This window comes from Stenotrophomonas sp. YJH_SMC_94-11, from assembly GCF_059370435.1.
On record NZ_JCAFTR010000011.1, the window covers coordinates 1 to 16,197 of the forward strand.

Consider the following 16,197-nt stretch of genomic DNA (forward strand, 5'->3'; position numbering starts at 1 on the left):
GCCCGAGCGACTCGGCCAACTCCACGGCTTGGTGCTTGAACTCATCGGTGTAGCTACGACGGGTGATACGGGACATAAGGGACCTCCAAGTGCGATCAAAGTATCGCTTCTTGGCGTCCGCTGACGGGGGGCCAGATCAGTCAGCCGCATGGATGCGGCTGCCAAGCCCCCATGGACGGGTTTACGGCGTCCCCGCACTCCGATACCGCCCCGCCAACCCACGGGATGCCAGCTTTTGCTTTTGCTGTTACCTTGGCTTGAAGCATCTGCGGGTGCAGGGCGCAGCCCTGCCGAGCAACCCTCAGTGCAGCAGGGCAGCCACCGCGTCGCGGAACCCCGCCTGGGCCTGCCCGGACTCGGGCGCATGATGCAGCTGGCGCACCGCCCGTCCCAACCGTGCCGCCCCCACGAAGCCACAGCTGGCCTGCAATCGGTGCAACTGGCTGCGCAACTGGCGCTCGTCGTGCTGGTCGACCGCCTGCTCGACCGCGTCGCGCACGCCCGGCAACTCGGCCAGGAACAGTTCGCGCAGTGCGATCAGGTGGTTGCGCTGGCCATTGAGCGCTGCCAGGGCTGCGGTCTCGTCCCAGTCCTGTACGGCCAGTTCGACCGCGGCCGGGGCCTGTGCCACGAAGATCCCCGCCGGGCTGTTGACCAGCGCTCGGCGCACGGCCTTCAGCAGCTGGTCGCGGCCCAGTGGCTTGACCAGGGTGTCGCTGAAACCAGCTTCGCGCAGGCGGGCGTGAATGGAGGCATCGCCGTCGGCGGTATGTGCCAGCGCCGGCGTGTCGGGATGTGAACGGCGCAACTCACGCAACAGCTGCGCGCCATTGCCGTCCGGCAGGTTGACGTCGATCAGCCACAGGTCATGCGAGCCGGGCTCGGCACTGGCCAGGGCACTGGCCAGTGAATCTGCGGTGTCCACATCCGCCGGTAACGTTTCCAACGCCGCCTTGAAAAAACCGCGGCTGATGATGTCGTCCTCGACAAGCAGGAAGCGGGGCCGTGCGGCCCGCGGGGTCATCTGCATCAGGGCTGCCTCCATGTCAGCTGTCCCAATCATCAAGCACGGCGGCCACGGGCGCAAGCGGGTCCGGGCCCCATCGGTCAGGATCTGCGACAATACGCCCCCATTTTTGCCCGCAGCCTGTTGCCACGTGGCCCGATCCCGCTCCCGCACCGACCGTACCCCGTTCCAGACCGAGATCCTCGACCTCAGCCATGATGGTCGCGGTGTCGCCCGCCGTGAAGGCGAGGGCGGCAAGGTCACCTTCGTCAGCGGCGCCCTGCCCGGTGAGGTGGTGATGGCTGAACAGACTGCCCGCAGCCGCCATTTCGACGAGGCGCGCACGCTGGAGGTGCTGCAGGCCTCGCCGCAGCGGGTGATCCCCAAGTGCCCCCATTTCGGTACCTGCGCCGGCTGCGTGCTGCAGCACCTGGACGAAGACCAGCAGATCGTCGCCAAGCAGCGCGTGCTGATGGATAACCTGGAGCGGATTGGCCATGTGAAGCCGGGCACCGTACTTGCGCCGCTGGTCGGCGAGAGCTGGGGCTACCGCCGCAAGGGCCGCTTCTCGGTGCGCCGGGTCGAGAAGAAGGACAAGACCCTGGTTGGCTTCCGTGAACAGGATCCGCGTTTCGTCGCCGACCTCAGCCAGTGCCTGACCGTGATTCCGGAGATCGGCACCAAGGTCGAGGCGTTGTCCACCTTCATCGAAACGCTCGATGGCAAGCGTGACATCCCTCAGATCGAATTCATCGCCGGTGACCAGGCCGTGGTCCTGACCGTGCGCCACCTGCAGCCACTCAGCGATGCCGACCGCGCGGCCTGGGCCGCCTTCGGCCAGCAGCATGGCTTCGTGATCTACCTGCAGTCCGGTGGCGTGGACACCGTGCAGCCGCTGGACGGGCAGGGCGTGGCGCTGTCGTTCCGGCTGGCGCCGTGGGATGTCGAGCTGGCGTTCCGCCCGCTGGATTTCATCCAGGTCAATGCCAAGCTCAACGAGAAGATGATCGCCCACGCCCTGGACCTGCTGCAGCCGGGTGAGGACGAGCGCGTGCTGGACCTGTTCTGCGGCCTGGGCAACTTCACCCTGCCGTTGGCCCGCCGTGTGCGTGAAGTGGTGGGTGTGGAAGGCGATGCCGGCCTCGTCGCGCGTGCGCGTGAGAACGCGGAGCGCAACGGCCTGGCGAACGCGCAGTTCTTCAGCGCCGACCTGACCCAGGACCAGCGCAGCACGACGTGGATGCGCCAGGGCTTCGACAAGCTGCTGCTGGATCCGCCGCGCTCGGGCGCGATCGAAGTGCTGCAGCAGCTGCCGCTGAAGCAGTTCAAGCGCATCGTCTACGTCAGCTGCCACCCGGGCTCGCTGGCGCGCGATGCCGGCTATCTGGTCAACGAACAGGGCTTCACCCTGGTCAGCGCCGGTGCCATGGACATGTTCCCGCACACCGCGCACGTGGAAAGCATCGCGGTATTCGAAAAGCGCTGAGCAGCTGTCATCACCCGTGGCGCATAATTGCGCCATGGGCATCGAAATCGAACGCAAATTCCTGGTCAGCAGCGATGGCTGGCGCACCGCCGCGCATCGGGTGATCCCGATGGCGCAGGGCTACATCAACGACATGGGCGCGCTCGACCGCGGCACCCAGAACGCCTCGGTGCGCGTACGCATCGAAGGCGACCACGCCGCGCTGAACCTGAAGTCGCGCACCCTCGGCCATACCCGGCAGGAGTTCGACTACCCGATCCCGGTGGAGGACGCGCGCGCACTGCTGGGGCTGTGTGTCGGCGGCCTGATCGACAAGCGCCGCCATCTGGTCGAACACGCCGGCCTGACCTGGGAAGTGGACGAATTCCTCGGTGACAACGCCGGTCTGGTGGTGGCCGAAGTCGAACTGGAAAGCGCCGATCAGGCCATCGACCTGCCGGACTGGGTCGGCGCCGAAGTGACCGATGACGCCCGCTACTACAACGTTGCCCTGGCCAGCCGCCCGTATTCACAGTGGTGAACCCCCAAAAAGGGGACGGAGGGGATTAAGTCGTCTTTACCCCGCCCGTGCGGAAAGCGACTTAATCCCCTCCGTCCCCTTTTATCGAGGAAGGCGGTCCCCATGTCGTGGACATGAGAATCGACATCTACTCCGACGTGGTCTGCCCCTGGTGCTGGATCGGCAAGCATCGTTTCCAGCAGGGCGTGCAGTTGCTGGGCGCCAATGCGCCTGAACTCGATATCCACTGGCAGCCGTTCCAGCTGGACCCGGATGCGGACGACACCCCGGTGCCGCTGCGCGAGGCCTATGCGCGCAAGTTCGGGGGCGTCGAGCGCACCGAGCAGATCCTCGGCCAGACCCAGACCACCGCGCGCGCGGAGGGGCTGTCGATGGATTTCAACCAGGGCCAGGTGCGGGTGACCACACTGCCGGCGCATCGGGTGTTGTGGCTGGCCGGCCAGCATGGCGTGCAGGATGCGGTGGGTGAAGCGCTGTTCCGCGCCCACTTCGAACATGGCCAGAACCTGGCCGACAACGCTGTACTGGTGAAGGCCGGCGTGGCGGGCGGCCTGGACGGTGGTGAAGTCGCGCAGATGCTGGCCTCCGACCGCGGCCTGGCCGAGGTCGAAGCCAAGCTGGCGCAGGCCCATGCACTGGGCATTTCGTCGGTGCCGACCTTCGTGATCGATGGGAAGTGGGCGATTTCCGGGGCGCAGCCACCCGAGGCGTTCGCCCAGGCCCTGCGGCAGATCGCGGCAGAACAGGGCGCCCCGGCTACCCCGGCTGACGGCGACGAGGCCTGCGGCCCGGACAGCTGCAAGGTCTGACCGGCTCCTCAAAAGGGGACGGAGGGGATTAAGACGTATCCAGCCCCTTGGGGCCGATTGCGCCTTAATCCCCTCCGTCCCCTTTTTCTGACCACTGCGCCTGTCGGCCGGTTCTGCGACAATGCGGCACTGCGCCATGCGGGCGCGCGCTGTGGAGATCGACCATGCTGCTGATCGGCGTTGCCGGCACCGAACTGACCGCCCAGGAACGTGACTGGCTGCAGCACGACGCCGTGGCCGGAGTAGTGCTGTTCAAGCGCAACTTCGCCTCGCGCCAGCAGGTGACCGATCTGAGCGCGGCCATCCGTGCCGCTGCCCCGCGCCCGCAGCTGATCTGCGTGGACCAGGAAGGCGGCCGTGTGCAGCGCTTCCGCGAGGGTTACAGCGATCTTCCGCCGCTGCAGGACATTGGTGCCCTGTACGCCACCGACCCGCAGCGGGCCCTGGCGCTGGCCGAGCAGCATGCCTGGCTGATGGCCAGTGAAGTCCGCGCCAGCGGCCTGGATCTCAGCTTCGCCCCGGTGGTCGACCTTGGCCGCGGCAACCGCGCCATCGGCAACCGCGCCTTCAGTGAAGACCCGCAGGTCGTGGCCGCGTTCACTGCAGCCTATGTGCGCGGCATGCACGCGGTCGGCATGGCCGCCACGCTCAAGCATTTTCCTGGTCACGGCACCGTGCTGGAAGACACCCACGTCGATACCGCGATCGACCCGCGTGCGCTGGACGAGCTGCGCGCGCAGGACCTGGTGCCGTTCCAGGCCGGCATCGCCGCCGGTGCCGATGCGGTGATGATGGCGCACGTGATCTATCCGCAGGTGGCAGCGGAGCCCGCCGGCTATTCCCCACGCTGGATCCAGGACGTCCTGCGCGGCGAACTCGGCTTCCGCGGCGTGGTGTTCTCCGATGACATCGGCATGGCCGCCTCGCACAGCGCCGGCGGCGTGCCGGCACGCGTGCACGCGCACCTGGACGCCGGTTGCGACGTGGTGCTGGTCTGCCATCCGGAACTGGTCGATGAAGCCCTGCATGCGGTGCAGGGACGCTCTCTCAATACTGCTGCGCTGCTGGGCCTGCTCGGCCGCGGCGCGCTCGGCTGGGACGGCCTGCTGGCCGATGCCCGCCATGGCGACACCCAATCCCGTCTGCTTGAAACCCTTGGAAGAACCGTCTGATGCCCAACCTCACCATTTCCCAGGCCCTGGCCCAGGCTGACCTGCTGGTCGACCGCCCCACCATCGACAAGGCCATCGCTGCTATCGCCGACGCCATCGCGCGCGATTACGAGGGCGAGGTGCCGTTGTTCCTGTCGATCATGCATGGTGCGCTGCCGTTCGCCGGCCAGCTGGCGCTGGAACTGGGCGCGCGCGGCCAGGACGTGCAGTTCGATTACCTGCACGCTACCCGTTACCGCGGTGAAACCACCGGCGGCGACCTGGTCTGGAAGCACAAGCCGGCCACCTCGCTGTTCGGCCGCCGCGTGCTGCTGGTCGACGACATCCTCGACGAGGGCTACACCCTGCAGGGCGTTCGCACCTGGTGCCTGGAACAGGGCGCGACCGATGTGCGCATCGCTGCGATGACCGTGAAGAAGCACGACCGTGCGCTGCCCGATGTGACCGCCGACTACGCGGGCATCGAGCTGCCGGACCGCTACGTGTTCGGCTTCGGCATGGACGTCAACGAGACCCTGCGCTGCGTGCCGGCCATCTACGCAATGAAGGAATAACGGCGCGGCCGCCCGCGGCGCGTTTTTTCCATCGCCGGCATCCTCGGGTGCCGGCGTTCGTCTTTTCATGGAGTGCTTCTAATGCAACAGATCGCCCTGGCCGTGATCGGCGGTACCGGTGTCTACAACCTGGCCAAGCTTGACGACGTGCAGACCCACGAGGTCGACACCCGCTTCGGCCGCCCATCGGGCCCGGTGCGCGTGGGCACGCTGCTCGGCCATCGCGTGGCGTTCCTGGCGCGGCATGGCGAGGGGCATTCGCTGCCGCCGCACAAGATCAACTACCGCGCCAACCTGGCTGCGCTGCAGCAGCTGGGCGCGCAGCGGGTGCTGGCATTGAACACGGTGGGTGGCATCAACGAGAACTTCGGTCCGCGCGTGCTCGCCTGCCCGGACCAGATCATCGACTACACCTGGGGCCGCATCAGCACGATCTGTGAAGAAGAAGGCTCCGACGTCGTCCACGTCGATTTCGGCCATCCGTACACGCCGATGCTGCGCAGCAAGATCCTGGCGGCAGCCAAAGTGACCGGTGTCACGGTCCATGACGGTGGCTGCTATGGCGCAACGCAGGGCCCGCGCCTGGAAACCATCGCCGAAATCGCCCGCATGCGCCGCGACGGTTGCGATCTGGTGGGCATGACCGGCATGCCGGAAGCCGCACTGGCGCGGGAGCTGGGGCTGGATTATGCCTGCCTGGCGATCATCGCCAACTGGGCCGCCGGCTGCGGTGATGGCGAGGAGATTACGATGGCCGAAGTGCTGGCCAATGTGCAGGCGGCCAGCAACGGACTTCCGGAACTGGTGGGCGAATTGGCGCGGGGGTGATTGTCTTCCCCGAGCAAGCTTTGCATACTCAGCTTGTGCGCGGGTTCAGCGTACACCACCCATTCATTGCATAAGGTCTCGCATCACCATGCCGAACGGTACCGTCAAGTGGTTCAACGACGCCAAGGGATTTGGCTTCATCTCGCCGGAGGATGGCAGCGCCGACGTGTTCGCGCACTTCTCCGCCATCAACTCCAAGGGCTTCCGCAGCCTGCAGGAAGGCCAGCGTGTCACCTATGACGTGACCCAGGGCCCGAAGGGCGCCCAGGCTTCGAACATCACGCCGGCCGAGTGATCCACTCGACAGTGCGTTGAAAACCCCGCTCCGGCGGGGTTTTTTTTTGCGCTGCGACAAGAATTGCGCTGCCGTGGGCGGAGGCCCCGCTGGGCATCCGGATTTGCGCTCGGGCACAATGCGCCCATGAAGGAACGACTGCGCATCGCCGTGATCGGCTACGGCACCGCTGGACAGGCATTGTCCATCCTGCTCTCCCGTGATGGCCACGAGGTGGAGATCTTCGAACGTGTGCCCACGCCGGGACCGGTTGGCGCCGGTTTCCTGCTGCAGCCCAGCGGCCTGCAGGTGCTGTGGCAGATGGGCCTGCTTGACGCCGTGCGCGCGCATGCCGCGCCGGTGCATCGCCTGTACGGCGATACGCCGTGCGAACGCGCAGTGATGGACATGCGCTACGCCGGCCTGGACGCGCGCCTGCACGGCCTTGGCATGCAGCGCGGCGCCCTGTTTTCGTTGCTGGATGATGCGCGTGCTGGTGCGGGCCAGCTGCATGCCGGCGTCAGCATCGCTGCAGTGGATGCCGAGCAGGGCCGCCTGCGTGACAGCGAAGGGCGCCTGCACGGTGCGTTCGACCTCGTGGTGGCCGCCGATGGTGCGGCCTCGACGCTGCGCGGCACGCTCAAAGACGGTAACGGATTGGATCGCGTGTATCCGTGGGGTGCGCTGTGGTGCCTGTTGCCAGCCGAAGACTGGCCACACCTGCAGGAGCTGCGGCAGCGCTACGTGGCCGCACGCAAGATGATCGGGCTGTTGCCGGTCGGTACGCGGCCCGGTGATGACACGCCGCGCCTGAGCTTTTTCTGGAGCCTGCCACGCGACGATTTCGAACGTTGGCAGGCCGACGGCATGACGCCCTGGCTGGACGAACTGCATGCGCTGTGGCCGCAGGCCAGTGCACGCTTCGCGCATCTGCGTGACGCCGGCCAGCTGGCACGGGCCGTCTACCGCGACGCGGTGATGACGCGCTGGTATCACGGCCGCATGGTGCTGGCCGGCGATGCCGCGCATGCGATGAGCCCACAGCTGGGCCAGGGCGTGAACATGGCGCTGCTCGATGCGCTGGCGCTGCGCGATGCCTTGCGCGCGCATGGTGGCGGTGCCGCGGCATTGCAGGCCTACCAGGCGCAGCGCAGGGCGCACGTTGCGGTCTACCAGCGCTGGAGCCGTTGGCTGACGCCGCTGTTCCAGTCCGATCGCGATGCCTGGGCCAAAGCGCGCGACGTACTGCTCGGCCCGATGGGGCGCCTGCCGGGTGGGCGTGGTCACATGCTGCGTGTGCTCAGCGGTACCCAGCATGGCTGGTTCGGTTCGCTCGCGTTGGATCCGGCTTTCGTCGACGCGCTGGCCACTGCGGCGCAGGTGCCTCGCATCAACGCGATCACGGCCACTGCGTGAAACGCGTCGTCACGTGAATTAACGGTTGCCTCACTGCGCATATGCGAGAAGTAGGTTGCACGCGATTGCGCGTCGCCCGTTTTCCTTTCCGTGATCAACATCGCGCGTGGCCCGGGAGGCGCTGCCGTCGCCGCCTGTTGCGGCCCGGATGTGCCGCCTGTTGTCGAAGAGGAGGGTGCCATGTTGTTCGCGGTCGAGGAGCTGGAATCGGAAATCTGCAAGCTGCGCGGTCTGTTGCAGATGCTGCACGAGGACCAGCCCGACGTACTGGAGGACGTGTTCGAGTTCCATGTCGGCAGCCTGATCAGTCATGCGTCGCCGGAGCACCACACGCGCATCCGCACCTGCGCGCAGGAGATGCTGGCGGCGATCCAGGCCCTGCCGCGGCGCCGGGAAGAGGACACGCCTGAGTTCCAGCTGATGCCGCAGCTGGATATCCGTCCGGCCTGATTCAAGCCAGGGGCAGCACCACTTCAAGCCAGGGGCAGCACCACCAGGCCGTTGTCCACGCAGGCGACCATCTGCTCGCCGGCAGCGGGAACAGGAACGATTCCGGCGGTGAACGCGGAGAAGGCCGGCACGAGCGTCATCCTGTCACGCAGCCAGAATGCGGGGAAGCGCCGTCGCAACGCAGGCAAAGCGATCTGTGGGTGCAGATGCCCGGCGATCACATGCAGCTCCGCATCGGGCACCGGCTCATGCCGAAGCAGGAACGGTGGCAACCGTACCTCGTCGTGTATCTGCACCTGCAGCTCGGCATGCGGCAGCTGCCGGTCATGATTTCCGCGCAGGACATGCACGTCCAGTGCGGCATTGCGTTCGCGCCATGCCAACCATTGCTGGTACCACGCAGCGCGATGCGCCGGGCCATGCAGGATGTCGCCCAGGATCCACAGCTCGCGGCAGGCATGCCTGTCCAGCAGCCCCTGCAGGCGTTGCAGGTCCTTGCCGGTACCGCCGCTGGGCAGCGCGATGCCTGCGCGGCGGAATACATCGGCCTTGCCCAGGTGCAGGTCGGCGAGCAGCAGTGCCTGCCGCGCGGGCCAGTACAGTGCACGCGCGCCAAGCAGAACCAGCGACTCGCCTGCGCGCAGCAGCGGCAGTTCATCGGCCATGCCGACGCTCCAGCTGCTGGGCCGCGCGTTGCACCCGGGTACGCCAGTCTTCGTTGCTGAACTGCCCGCGCAGGCGTTCGGCCCACAGCGGGAAACCCAACGGCGTGAGTGACGCCGGGCGCTGCACCGAGAGGGTCTGCATCCGAATCCTGGCCAGTACCTGTTGCAGCCCTGGCATGTCGAGGCTGTCATTCAGCACTTCCTGTTCCGCCAGCGCCAGCAGCAGGTGATCCGGGTCGTGCTCGCGCAGTACGTCGTAGAGCAGTCCCGCGGATGCCTGCAGCTGGCGCAGTGCCCGTGGCATGCCACCGGGCAGGCTGGGGACCAGCAGGCCGGCGACGCGTGCGATGCCGCGGAACTGGCGACGCGCCAGCTCGCCCAGGTTCACCGCAGCACGCAGATCATCCAGCAGCTGATCGGTGGAGAACAGCGCCCGCCATTGCGCCGCATCCAGATCGATGGCCTGTGCCGGTGCCAGCACCAGGCCGTGATCGTTCACCGCATAGCCGATGCTGTTGCGCTGCCGGCGGGTACAGCGCAGCGCCAGCAGGGCGGCCAGCGCCTCATGCACGTGGCGGCCGGCAAAGGGATAGACGAACAGGAACTGGCCTTCGCGACGACGCACATCCTCCACCAGCAGATGGGTTGGGCCGGGAAGCGCCGACAACCGCTGCTGCAGTGCCAGCAGGGGTGACAGCCAGCGTGACTCGGCGCTGTCGTCAGCACCGGACAGTACCCACTCCAGCTCGCGGCCCAGCGGCATCGACAGCGGCAACTGGCCGCCCTGCCAGCGCGGCACGATCCCCTCACCGCGTCCTCGTGCCAACCGGACGAAGGCAGTCATGTCGCGCAGCTGCACCAGCTCCAGCAGGCGCCCGGCGAACTGGAAGCGGTCGCCACGGCGCAGGCGGCTGGCGAACTGTTCCTCCACGGCGCCCAGGCTGCCGCCGCGCAGGAACTGCACGCGCACGCTGCCATCGCTGCTGATGGTGCCGATCGACAGCCGATGACGCAGCGCCTGGCGACGGTCGTGCATGCGGTACCACCCATCGGCATCACGCACGACCTTGTGGAAATCGGGGTACTGGGCCAGCGCTTGGCCACCCTGCACGACGAATGTGAGCACGGCCTGCCACTGGTCGTCGCCGAGCGACGCGAAGGCATGGGTACGCCGCACCTGCGCCAGCAGGTCGGCGCTGTCGAAGCCGCCCGCCAGGGCGCGGCTGACCGCATGCTGGGCCAGCACATCCAGCGGCAGCGTCGGCGGCCTGCGCGCTTCGACCACGTTCCCGGCCAACGCACGGCGCACGGCGGCGTACTCGGCCAGTTCCAGCGCATGGCTGGGCACGCACAGGATGGAACCGCTGGCACCCGGGCGGTGCCGTGCGCGTCCGGCGCGCTGGCGCAGTCGCGCCACGCCCTTCGGGCTGCCCAGCTGCAGTACCTGCTCAACCTCGGGGAAGTCGACGCCGAGGTCGAGGCTGGAGGTGGCAACCACGCAGCGCAGCGCGCCCGCGCGCAGGCCATCCTCCACCTGCTGGCGCAGCACCGGGTCCAGCGAGCCGTGGTGCAGCGCAAGCGTGTCCGGTTCTTCCGGCCAGACTGCAGCCAGCGCCTGATGCCACAATTCAGCTTGCGCGCGCGTATTGGTGAACAGCAGGCTGCTGCGTGCCTGCATCAGTGCATCCAGCACGCGTGGCAGCTGCGCCAGGCCCAGATGCCCGGCCCAGGGGAAATGTTCGCCAGGGTCCGGCAGCACGCTGCGCACGCTCACTGCGCGAGGGCGTACGCCCTGCACGATCGGTGCATCCGGTTGCCCGGGCAGCAGTACATCGCGCGCCTCATCCAGATTGCCCAGCGTGGCCGACAGTCCCCACAGCTGCGATGCAGGCGCGGCCTGGCGCAACACTGCCAGGTTCAACTGCAGCAGCACACCGCGCTTGTTGCCCAGCAGTTCGTGCCATTCGTCCACCACCATGCAGCGCAGCCGCTGCATGCGCGGCAGCGTATCCGGATAGCTCAGCAGCAGCGCCAGTGATTCCGGCGTGGTCACCAGTACGTCGATGCGGCCCTCGCGCGCCTGGCGCCGCTCGCGGTTGCTGGCGTCACCACTGCGCAGGCCGACACGCCAACCCAGCCCCAGCCCATCGACCACGGTCTGCAGCGCGCGCGCGGTGTCGCTGGCCAACGCGCGCAAGGGGGTCACCCACAGCACCTGCAGCGGGCGGACCGCGCTGGCGCGGCGGGGGGAGGGTGGCGGGTCGATCATGGCCTGCAGCAGCGGCCCGCCGAACATCGCCAGTGTCTTGCCGCTGCCTGTGGGTGTATGCAGCAGCCCGGATTCGCCGGCGAGATAGTGACGCCACATCGCGCGCTGGAACGGCAGTGAGCGCCAGCCTCTGGACGCGAACCAGTCTTCCAGCCGGCGCAGTGCCTGGCTGCGGTTCATCGTGCCAACGCCTGCAGCGTGGCCAACTGATCGGCTTCGCTGGCGGGCTTGTCGTGGCGCCAGCGCAGGATGCGCGGAAAACGCACGGCGATGCCCGACTTGTGCCGGCTGCTGCGGTTGACCGCCTCGAAGCCCAGCTCGAAGACGTGTTCGGCGCGAACGCTGCGCACCGGGCCGAAGCGCTCGCGGGTGTTGGCGCGGATCCAGCGATCAAGCGCGAGGATTTCCTTGTCATCCAGGCCCGAATAGGCCTTGGCGACCGGTACCAGCGTGTCGCCGTCCCAGACGCCGAAGGTGTAGTCGGTGTACAGCGTGCTGCGCCGCCCATGGCCGGCCTGCGCGTACAGGAGCACCGCATCGATGGTGAGCGGATCGACCTTCCATTTCCACCAGTCACCGCGGCGGCGTCCGGCCTGGTAGGGCGAGGCATGCCGTTTCAGCATCAGTCCTTCCACGCCGCGTTCGCGTGCCACGTCGCGCATTGCCGCCGCCTGGAGCCAGTTGTCGGCGTCAACGCCCGGTGAGAGCTGGATCCGTGCATCGCTCAGTGCACCGACGACCTCGGCGAGACGCGCGCGCCGCTGCTGCAGCGGACGTTCGCGCAGGTCTACGCCATCGAGTTCAAGCAGGTCATAGGCGAGCACCCGCACCGGCGTGTTGCGCAGGGTGGCCGCACCGGGTTTTCGGCGCTGGATGCGCGTCTGCAGCGCAGTGAAGGCACGCGGCAGGTCCGCGGCTTCGTCCCAGGCCAGCAGCTCGCCGTCCAGCACGCAGCCATCGGGAAGCGCCATCGCTGCCTGTTCGATCTCGGGGAAGCGGCCATCCAGCCGCTCTTCGCCGCGTGACCACAAGGCGACCTCGCCGCGCCGGCGCAGCAGCTGCAGGCGGATGCCATCCCACTTCCATTCCAGCAGCCAGTCATCGATCGGGCCGAGTCGTTCGGCAGGGGATCCCTCCAGTGGCGAGGCCAGGAAGAACGGATAGGGCTGCTGCCGGTCCAGCGGCAATTCATCCGGCGACAGCAGCTGGGCCAGAACGCCGGGCGAGGGCACCCACTCGCCCAGCATGCGCTGGGCGATGCGTGCGATGTCCAGGCCGGACCACTCGGCCAGTGCCTGCTGCACCAGTCGCTGCGACACGCCAACGCGCAGGGCGCCGGTCAGCAGCTTGTTGAATACCAGGCGTTCGCCGCTGCACAGTTGCTGCCAGCCGGCGACGATCGCCGCGCGACGCACCGCCTCGGGTTGGTTGGCGACCGCCAGCAGGTGCTGTTCGATCCATTCGGCCAGGGGCCGGTCAGGCGAGGGGTGTGGTGGGTCGTCCAACAGCAGGGTCAGCGTTTCGGCCAGGTCACCCACCTGCGCATAGCTGTCTTCCACCAGCCACGGTGGCAACCCTGATTGCTCGGCGATCCACGCGCGCAGTTCGCCACTGGCGGCGATCTTCCTGCGCGCGCCGCCCACCTTGCCACCACTGAGCAGGTACAGCGCCCACGCCGCATCGTGTGCGCCTGCCTGGCGGAAGTAGTCGACCAGCGCTGCGCGCTTGTCCAGCGTGGCAGTGCTGCGGTCCAGGCGTTGGTAGAGCGCTGCGAAGGACTTCATTCCTCGCTCCCGAAATCGGTACGGAAGGCTTCGGCAGCCACGCCGCGCTCGCGCAGGAACGGAATCAACGCATCGGTATTGCCATGGGTGGCGATCACCCGCTGCGCGCCGGTCTGTTGGATCGTCTGCAGCAGTGCTGGCCAATCGGCGTGGTCGGAAATGACGAAGCCTCGATCGACGTTGCGGCGGCGACGGTTGCCGCGCAGTTGCATCCAGCCCGAGGCGAAGCCCAGCTGGTGACGGCCGAAGCGGCGCATCCAGGGCGTGCCCGCAGCCGAGGGCGGAGCCAGGATCAACTGGCCGGCGGCATCGGGCTGGCGGCCCTGTTCGGCCACGGTGAGCGTCTCCAGCATCGGTACGCCGGCCTGCCGGTACACCGCCACGCCATTGGCGATGGCGCCATGCAGCCAGGCCGGCCGATCGTCCAGTGGCCGCAGCTCTGCCAGCACCCGCTGTGCCTTGCCCAGCGCATAGCACAGCAGGATCGCAGCCTCGCCGCGTTGTTCGCATTCGCGGCGCCACGCCACGATTTCGGCGGCGACGGCCGAAGTGTCCGGCCAGCGGTAGATCGGCAGGGCGAAGGTGGCTTCGGTGATGAAGGTATCGCAGGGCACCACTTCGAACGGCGCACAGGTTGGGTCAGGCTCCCGCTTGTAGTCGCCGGAGGCGACCCAGACCTGCCGCCCGTCGTCGATGCGCACCTGCGAAGATCCCAGGACGTGACCGGCTGGATGCAGCGATACCTGTACCCGGCCCAGGCGGAACGGCACGCCCTCGACGTGCGCCTGCACCGGAACATCGCCCAGGCGCCAGCGCAGGATCGGCAGGCTGCCTTCGCTGCAGTGGTACTCGCCCATGCCCGGGCGGGCGTGATCCCCGTGGCCATGCGTGATGACCGCGCGCGCTACCGGTCGCCAGGGATCAATGTGGAAATCGCCGGCGGCGCAGTACAGCCCTTCCGGGCGCAGCACCACCAGATCGTCGTTGGCTGCCATGCGATCACTGTGGCCTGCTGCTCGTGCAGACGGTGAGAACCGGCCTGAACACGGGCTTGGCAAGTCATGCGGCACAATCGGACCGCATACCTCTTGCCGCCAGGATGGACCGGATGAGTGGACCAAGCTTCAGCAGCGACGCGCCCTACGAAACCCATGTGGTGTTGAACCAGCCGCCACCGTTCGCGGGGCGCCAGTTGTGGACTGACGACGTGGCGCTGATGGAAGCCGTGCAACGCGAAGGCGCTGGCAGCTTCGCGCCACGCCTGGCGGTCTATGGCGCGCTGGCCGGCGACGAGCTGTACCGGCTCGGCTTCGATGCCAACCGCGATCGCCCACGCCTGCGCACGCATGATGCGCAGGGTCATCGCATCGATACGGTGGAGTTCCACCCGGCCTATCACCAGTTGATGGAGACGGCGAAATCGCACGGTGTCGCCGGCTTGTCCTGGCATGAACCGCAACCCGGCGCGCATGTCGCGCGTGCGGTGTTGAGCTACCTGCACCACCAGGCCGAGGCCGGCACCAGTTGCCCGTTGACGATGACCCATGCAGCAGTAGCGGTGCTGCACACGCAGCCGCATCTGGCCGAGTGGGCACGCAAGGCCGCAGCGCCGGTCTATGACGCGCGCGACGTGCCGGTGGCTGACAAGGTCGGCATCACCCTGGGCATGGGCATGACCGAGAAGCAGGGCGGCTCGGACGTGCGCTCCAACAGTACGCGCGCCGAACCGATCGATGGTGAGCGCTATCGCCTTGTCGGCCACAAGTGGTTCTTTTCCGCACCGATGTGCGATGGCTTCCTGGTGCTGGCGCAGGCGCCGGGAGGACTGACCTGCCTGCTGATGCCGCGCCGGCTGGCCGACGGTGACCGCAACGCATTCCGGTTGATGCGGTTGAAGGACAAGCTCGGCGACTGGGCCAATGCCTCCAGCGAAGTCGAGTTCTGCGGCGCGCAGGCATGGCGGGTGGGCGAGGAGGGGCGTGGCGTGGCCACCATCATCGGCATGGTGATGATGACCCGCCTGGATTGCATGCTGGGCGCAGCGGCGGAAATGCGCATGGCGTTGGCGCAGGCGTTGCACCACGCACGCCATCGCCGCACCTTCGGCAAGCTGCTGGTCGAGCACCCGTTGATGACCAATGTGCTGGCCGACCTGGCACTGGAATCGGAAGCGGCCACGGTACTTTCGATGCGCATCGCACGCGCGGTGGATCGCGCCGCCGTGGATGCCAACGAAGCTGCGCTGGCACGGGTGGGAACGGCGCTGGGCAAGTACTGGCTGTGCAAGCGCGCGCCGGCCTTCGTCAACGAAGCGCAGGAATGCCTCGGCGGCGCAGGCTATGTGGAGGAATCGATGCTGCCGCGGCTGTACCGGCAGGCGCCGTTGAATTCGATCTGGGAAGGCAGTGGCAACATCCAGTGCCTGGACGTACTGCGCGCGCTGGCACGTGAACCGGAGGCACTGGCGGCGCTGCGCGCCGAGCTGGCAGCGGTGGCCGATCATGATGCGCGCTACGCGGCGGCGCTGCAGCGTTGGGCAGCGGCGCCGGCACCGGATGAGTCGCAGGCGAGGCTGTTCTGCGAGCGCACTGCGCTGCTGTTGCAGGCAGCGTTGATGTTGCGGGCGGGCAGTCCAATGGCTGAAGCGTTCGTGTGCAGCCGGCTGGAAGGGCAGCATGGGCTGGTGTTCGGGACGCTGCCGGCGGGTGTGGATCTGTCGGCAATGCTGGCGCGCGCGCTGCCGTAGGGCGGCCAACGGCGAAGCCCCTCGTGGTGGCCGCTGATACTGATGGGTGGGCCGCGCGGGTAGGTCGCGCAGGGGGCGCCGTGAATACGTCCTTGTAGGCTCGGGCGCGCCATCCATGGCGTTACGCCCCTGCGCAACCTACCCGCGCGGCCTTGGACACTTTCCGTACGCGTCCAGCACGGAATCAACAGAAAGAGCAGAGAGCGAAAAGCAGAAAA

15 protein-coding genes are annotated in these 16,197 nt (G+C 67.6%); 10 read left to right on the forward strand and 5 right to left on the reverse strand.

What is annotated here, in order from left to right; genetic code table 11:
- Window positions 1-301 precede the first annotated feature (301 nt).
- On the reverse strand, window positions 302-1,030 hold the full coding sequence (locus AC5P74_RS17365; protein ID WP_005418228.1) for a response regulator: 729 nt from the start codon (window positions 1,028-1,030) through the stop codon (window positions 302-304).
- A 127-nt stretch (window positions 1,031-1,157) separates the two neighbouring features.
- Between AC5P74_RS17365 and rlmD the strand changes: the two genes are divergently transcribed.
- From rlmD to AC5P74_RS17410, 9 genes are all read left to right on the forward strand, one after another.
- A complete protein-coding gene (gene rlmD, locus AC5P74_RS17370) occupies window positions 1,158-2,492 on the forward strand; it encodes a 23S rRNA (uracil(1939)-C(5))-methyltransferase RlmD (RefSeq protein WP_005418227.1) in 1,335 nt (444 codons plus the stop codon).
- A 34-nt stretch (window positions 2,493-2,526) separates the two neighbouring features.
- Complete coding sequence (locus AC5P74_RS17375; RefSeq protein ID WP_005418226.1) at window positions 2,527-3,012, forward strand: CYTH domain-containing protein; 486 nt, start codon at window positions 2,527-2,529, stop codon at window positions 3,010-3,012.
- A gap of 113 nt (window positions 3,013-3,125) precedes the next feature.
- Window positions 3,126-3,821 (forward strand): DsbA family oxidoreductase, encoded by a 696-nt coding sequence (locus AC5P74_RS17380; protein ID WP_346607732.1) that lies wholly within the window; start codon window positions 3,126-3,128, stop codon window positions 3,819-3,821.
- A gap of 164 nt (window positions 3,822-3,985) precedes the next feature.
- Window positions 3,986-4,993 carry a beta-N-acetylhexosaminidase gene (nagZ, locus tag AC5P74_RS17385; protein WP_005418224.1) on the forward strand — a complete coding sequence of 336 codons (1,008 nt, stop codon included), beginning with the start codon at window positions 3,986-3,988 and terminating at the stop codon, window positions 4,991-4,993.
- Complete coding sequence (locus tag AC5P74_RS17390) at window positions 4,993-5,547, forward strand: hypoxanthine-guanine phosphoribosyltransferase (RefSeq protein WP_053500345.1); 555 nt, start codon at window positions 4,993-4,995, stop codon at window positions 5,545-5,547. Before nagZ ends, AC5P74_RS17390 begins: the two co-directional genes overlap by 1 nt.
- A gap of 81 nt (window positions 5,548-5,628) precedes the next feature.
- Window positions 5,629-6,375, forward strand: a complete 747-nt coding sequence (locus tag AC5P74_RS17395; protein WP_346607733.1) for an S-methyl-5'-thioinosine phosphorylase — start codon at window positions 5,629-5,631, stop codon at window positions 6,373-6,375.
- An 88-nt stretch (window positions 6,376-6,463) separates the two neighbouring features.
- Window positions 6,464-6,670 carry a cold-shock protein gene (locus AC5P74_RS17400; protein ID WP_005410590.1) on the forward strand — a complete coding sequence of 69 codons (207 nt, stop codon included), beginning with the start codon at window positions 6,464-6,466 and terminating at the stop codon, window positions 6,668-6,670.
- 126 nt (window positions 6,671-6,796) lie between these two features.
- Window positions 6,797-8,065, forward strand: a complete 1,269-nt coding sequence (locus tag AC5P74_RS17405) for an FAD-dependent oxidoreductase (protein WP_053500347.1) — start codon at window positions 6,797-6,799, stop codon at window positions 8,063-8,065.
- A 180-nt stretch (window positions 8,066-8,245) separates the two neighbouring features.
- Window positions 8,246-8,515: a hypothetical protein gene (locus AC5P74_RS17410; protein WP_053500349.1), complete on the forward strand. Its 270-nt coding sequence runs from the start codon at window positions 8,246-8,248 to the stop codon at window positions 8,513-8,515.
- Window positions 8,516-8,538: 23 nt separating this feature from the next.
- Here the strand turns inward: AC5P74_RS17410 and pdeM are convergent, their stop codons facing one another.
- From pdeM to AC5P74_RS17430, 4 genes are read right to left on the reverse strand one after another with little or no spacing between them, the layout of a single operon-like run.
- Entirely contained in the window at window positions 8,539-9,180 is a 642-nt protein-coding gene (pdeM, locus tag AC5P74_RS17415) for a ligase-associated DNA damage response endonuclease PdeM (RefSeq protein ID WP_346607734.1), read from the reverse strand.
- Complete coding sequence (locus tag AC5P74_RS17420; protein WP_346607735.1) at window positions 9,170-11,629, reverse strand: ligase-associated DNA damage response DEXH box helicase; 2,460 nt, start codon at window positions 11,627-11,629, stop codon at window positions 9,170-9,172. The genes pdeM and AC5P74_RS17420 overlap by 11 nt, the downstream gene beginning before the upstream one ends.
- Window positions 11,626-13,233: an ATP-dependent DNA ligase gene (locus AC5P74_RS17425; RefSeq protein WP_188248850.1), complete on the reverse strand. Its 1,608-nt coding sequence runs from the start codon at window positions 13,231-13,233 to the stop codon at window positions 11,626-11,628. The genes AC5P74_RS17420 and AC5P74_RS17425 overlap by 4 nt, the downstream gene beginning before the upstream one ends.
- Window positions 13,230-14,228 carry a ligase-associated DNA damage response exonuclease gene (locus AC5P74_RS17430; protein ID WP_346607736.1) on the reverse strand — a complete coding sequence of 333 codons (999 nt, stop codon included), beginning with the start codon at window positions 14,226-14,228 and terminating at the stop codon, window positions 13,230-13,232. Before AC5P74_RS17430 ends, AC5P74_RS17425 begins: the two co-directional genes overlap by 4 nt.
- Before the next feature lie 113 nt (window positions 14,229-14,341).
- Between AC5P74_RS17430 and AC5P74_RS17435 the strand changes: the two genes are divergently transcribed.
- Window positions 14,342-15,979: an acyl-CoA dehydrogenase family protein gene (locus AC5P74_RS17435; protein ID WP_346607737.1), complete on the forward strand. Its 1,638-nt coding sequence runs from the start codon at window positions 14,342-14,344 to the stop codon at window positions 15,977-15,979.
- Window positions 15,980-16,197 lie beyond the last annotated feature (218 nt).

Coding starts and splice junctions, on each gene's coding strand:
- AC5P74_RS17365 (WP_005418228.1), bottom strand. CDS start 1,030: ATGCAGATGACCCCGCGGGCCGCACGGCCCCGCTTCCTGCTTGTCGAG.
- AC5P74_RS17375 (WP_005418226.1), top strand. CDS start 2,527: ATGGGCATCGAAATCGAACGCAAATTCCTGGTCAGCAGCGATGGCTGG.
- AC5P74_RS17380 (WP_346607732.1), top strand. CDS start 3,126: ATGAGAATCGACATCTACTCCGACGTGGTCTGCCCCTGGTGCTGGATC.
- nagZ (WP_005418224.1), top strand. CDS start 3,986: ATGCTGCTGATCGGCGTTGCCGGCACCGAACTGACCGCCCAGGAACGT.
- AC5P74_RS17390 (WP_053500345.1), top strand. CDS start 4,993: ATGCCCAACCTCACCATTTCCCAGGCCCTGGCCCAGGCTGACCTGCTG.
- AC5P74_RS17395 (WP_346607733.1), top strand. CDS start 5,629: ATGCAACAGATCGCCCTGGCCGTGATCGGCGGTACCGGTGTCTACAAC.
- AC5P74_RS17400 (WP_005410590.1), top strand. CDS start 6,464: ATGCCGAACGGTACCGTCAAGTGGTTCAACGACGCCAAGGGATTTGGC.
- AC5P74_RS17405 (WP_053500347.1), top strand. CDS start 6,797: ATGAAGGAACGACTGCGCATCGCCGTGATCGGCTACGGCACCGCTGGA.
- AC5P74_RS17410 (WP_053500349.1), top strand. CDS start 8,246: ATGTTGTTCGCGGTCGAGGAGCTGGAATCGGAAATCTGCAAGCTGCGC.
- pdeM (WP_346607734.1), bottom strand. CDS start 9,180: ATGGCCGATGAACTGCCGCTGCTGCGCGCAGGCGAGTCGCTGGTTCTG.
- AC5P74_RS17420 (WP_346607735.1), bottom strand. CDS start 11,629: ATGAACCGCAGCCAGGCACTGCGCCGGCTGGAAGACTGGTTCGCGTCC.
- AC5P74_RS17425 (WP_188248850.1), bottom strand. CDS start 13,233: ATGAAGTCCTTCGCAGCGCTCTACCAACGCCTGGACCGCAGCACTGCC.
- AC5P74_RS17430 (WP_346607736.1), bottom strand. CDS start 14,228: ATGGCAGCCAACGACGATCTGGTGGTGCTGCGCCCGGAAGGGCTGTAC.
- AC5P74_RS17435 (WP_346607737.1), top strand. CDS start 14,342: ATGAGTGGACCAAGCTTCAGCAGCGACGCGCCCTACGAAACCCATGTG.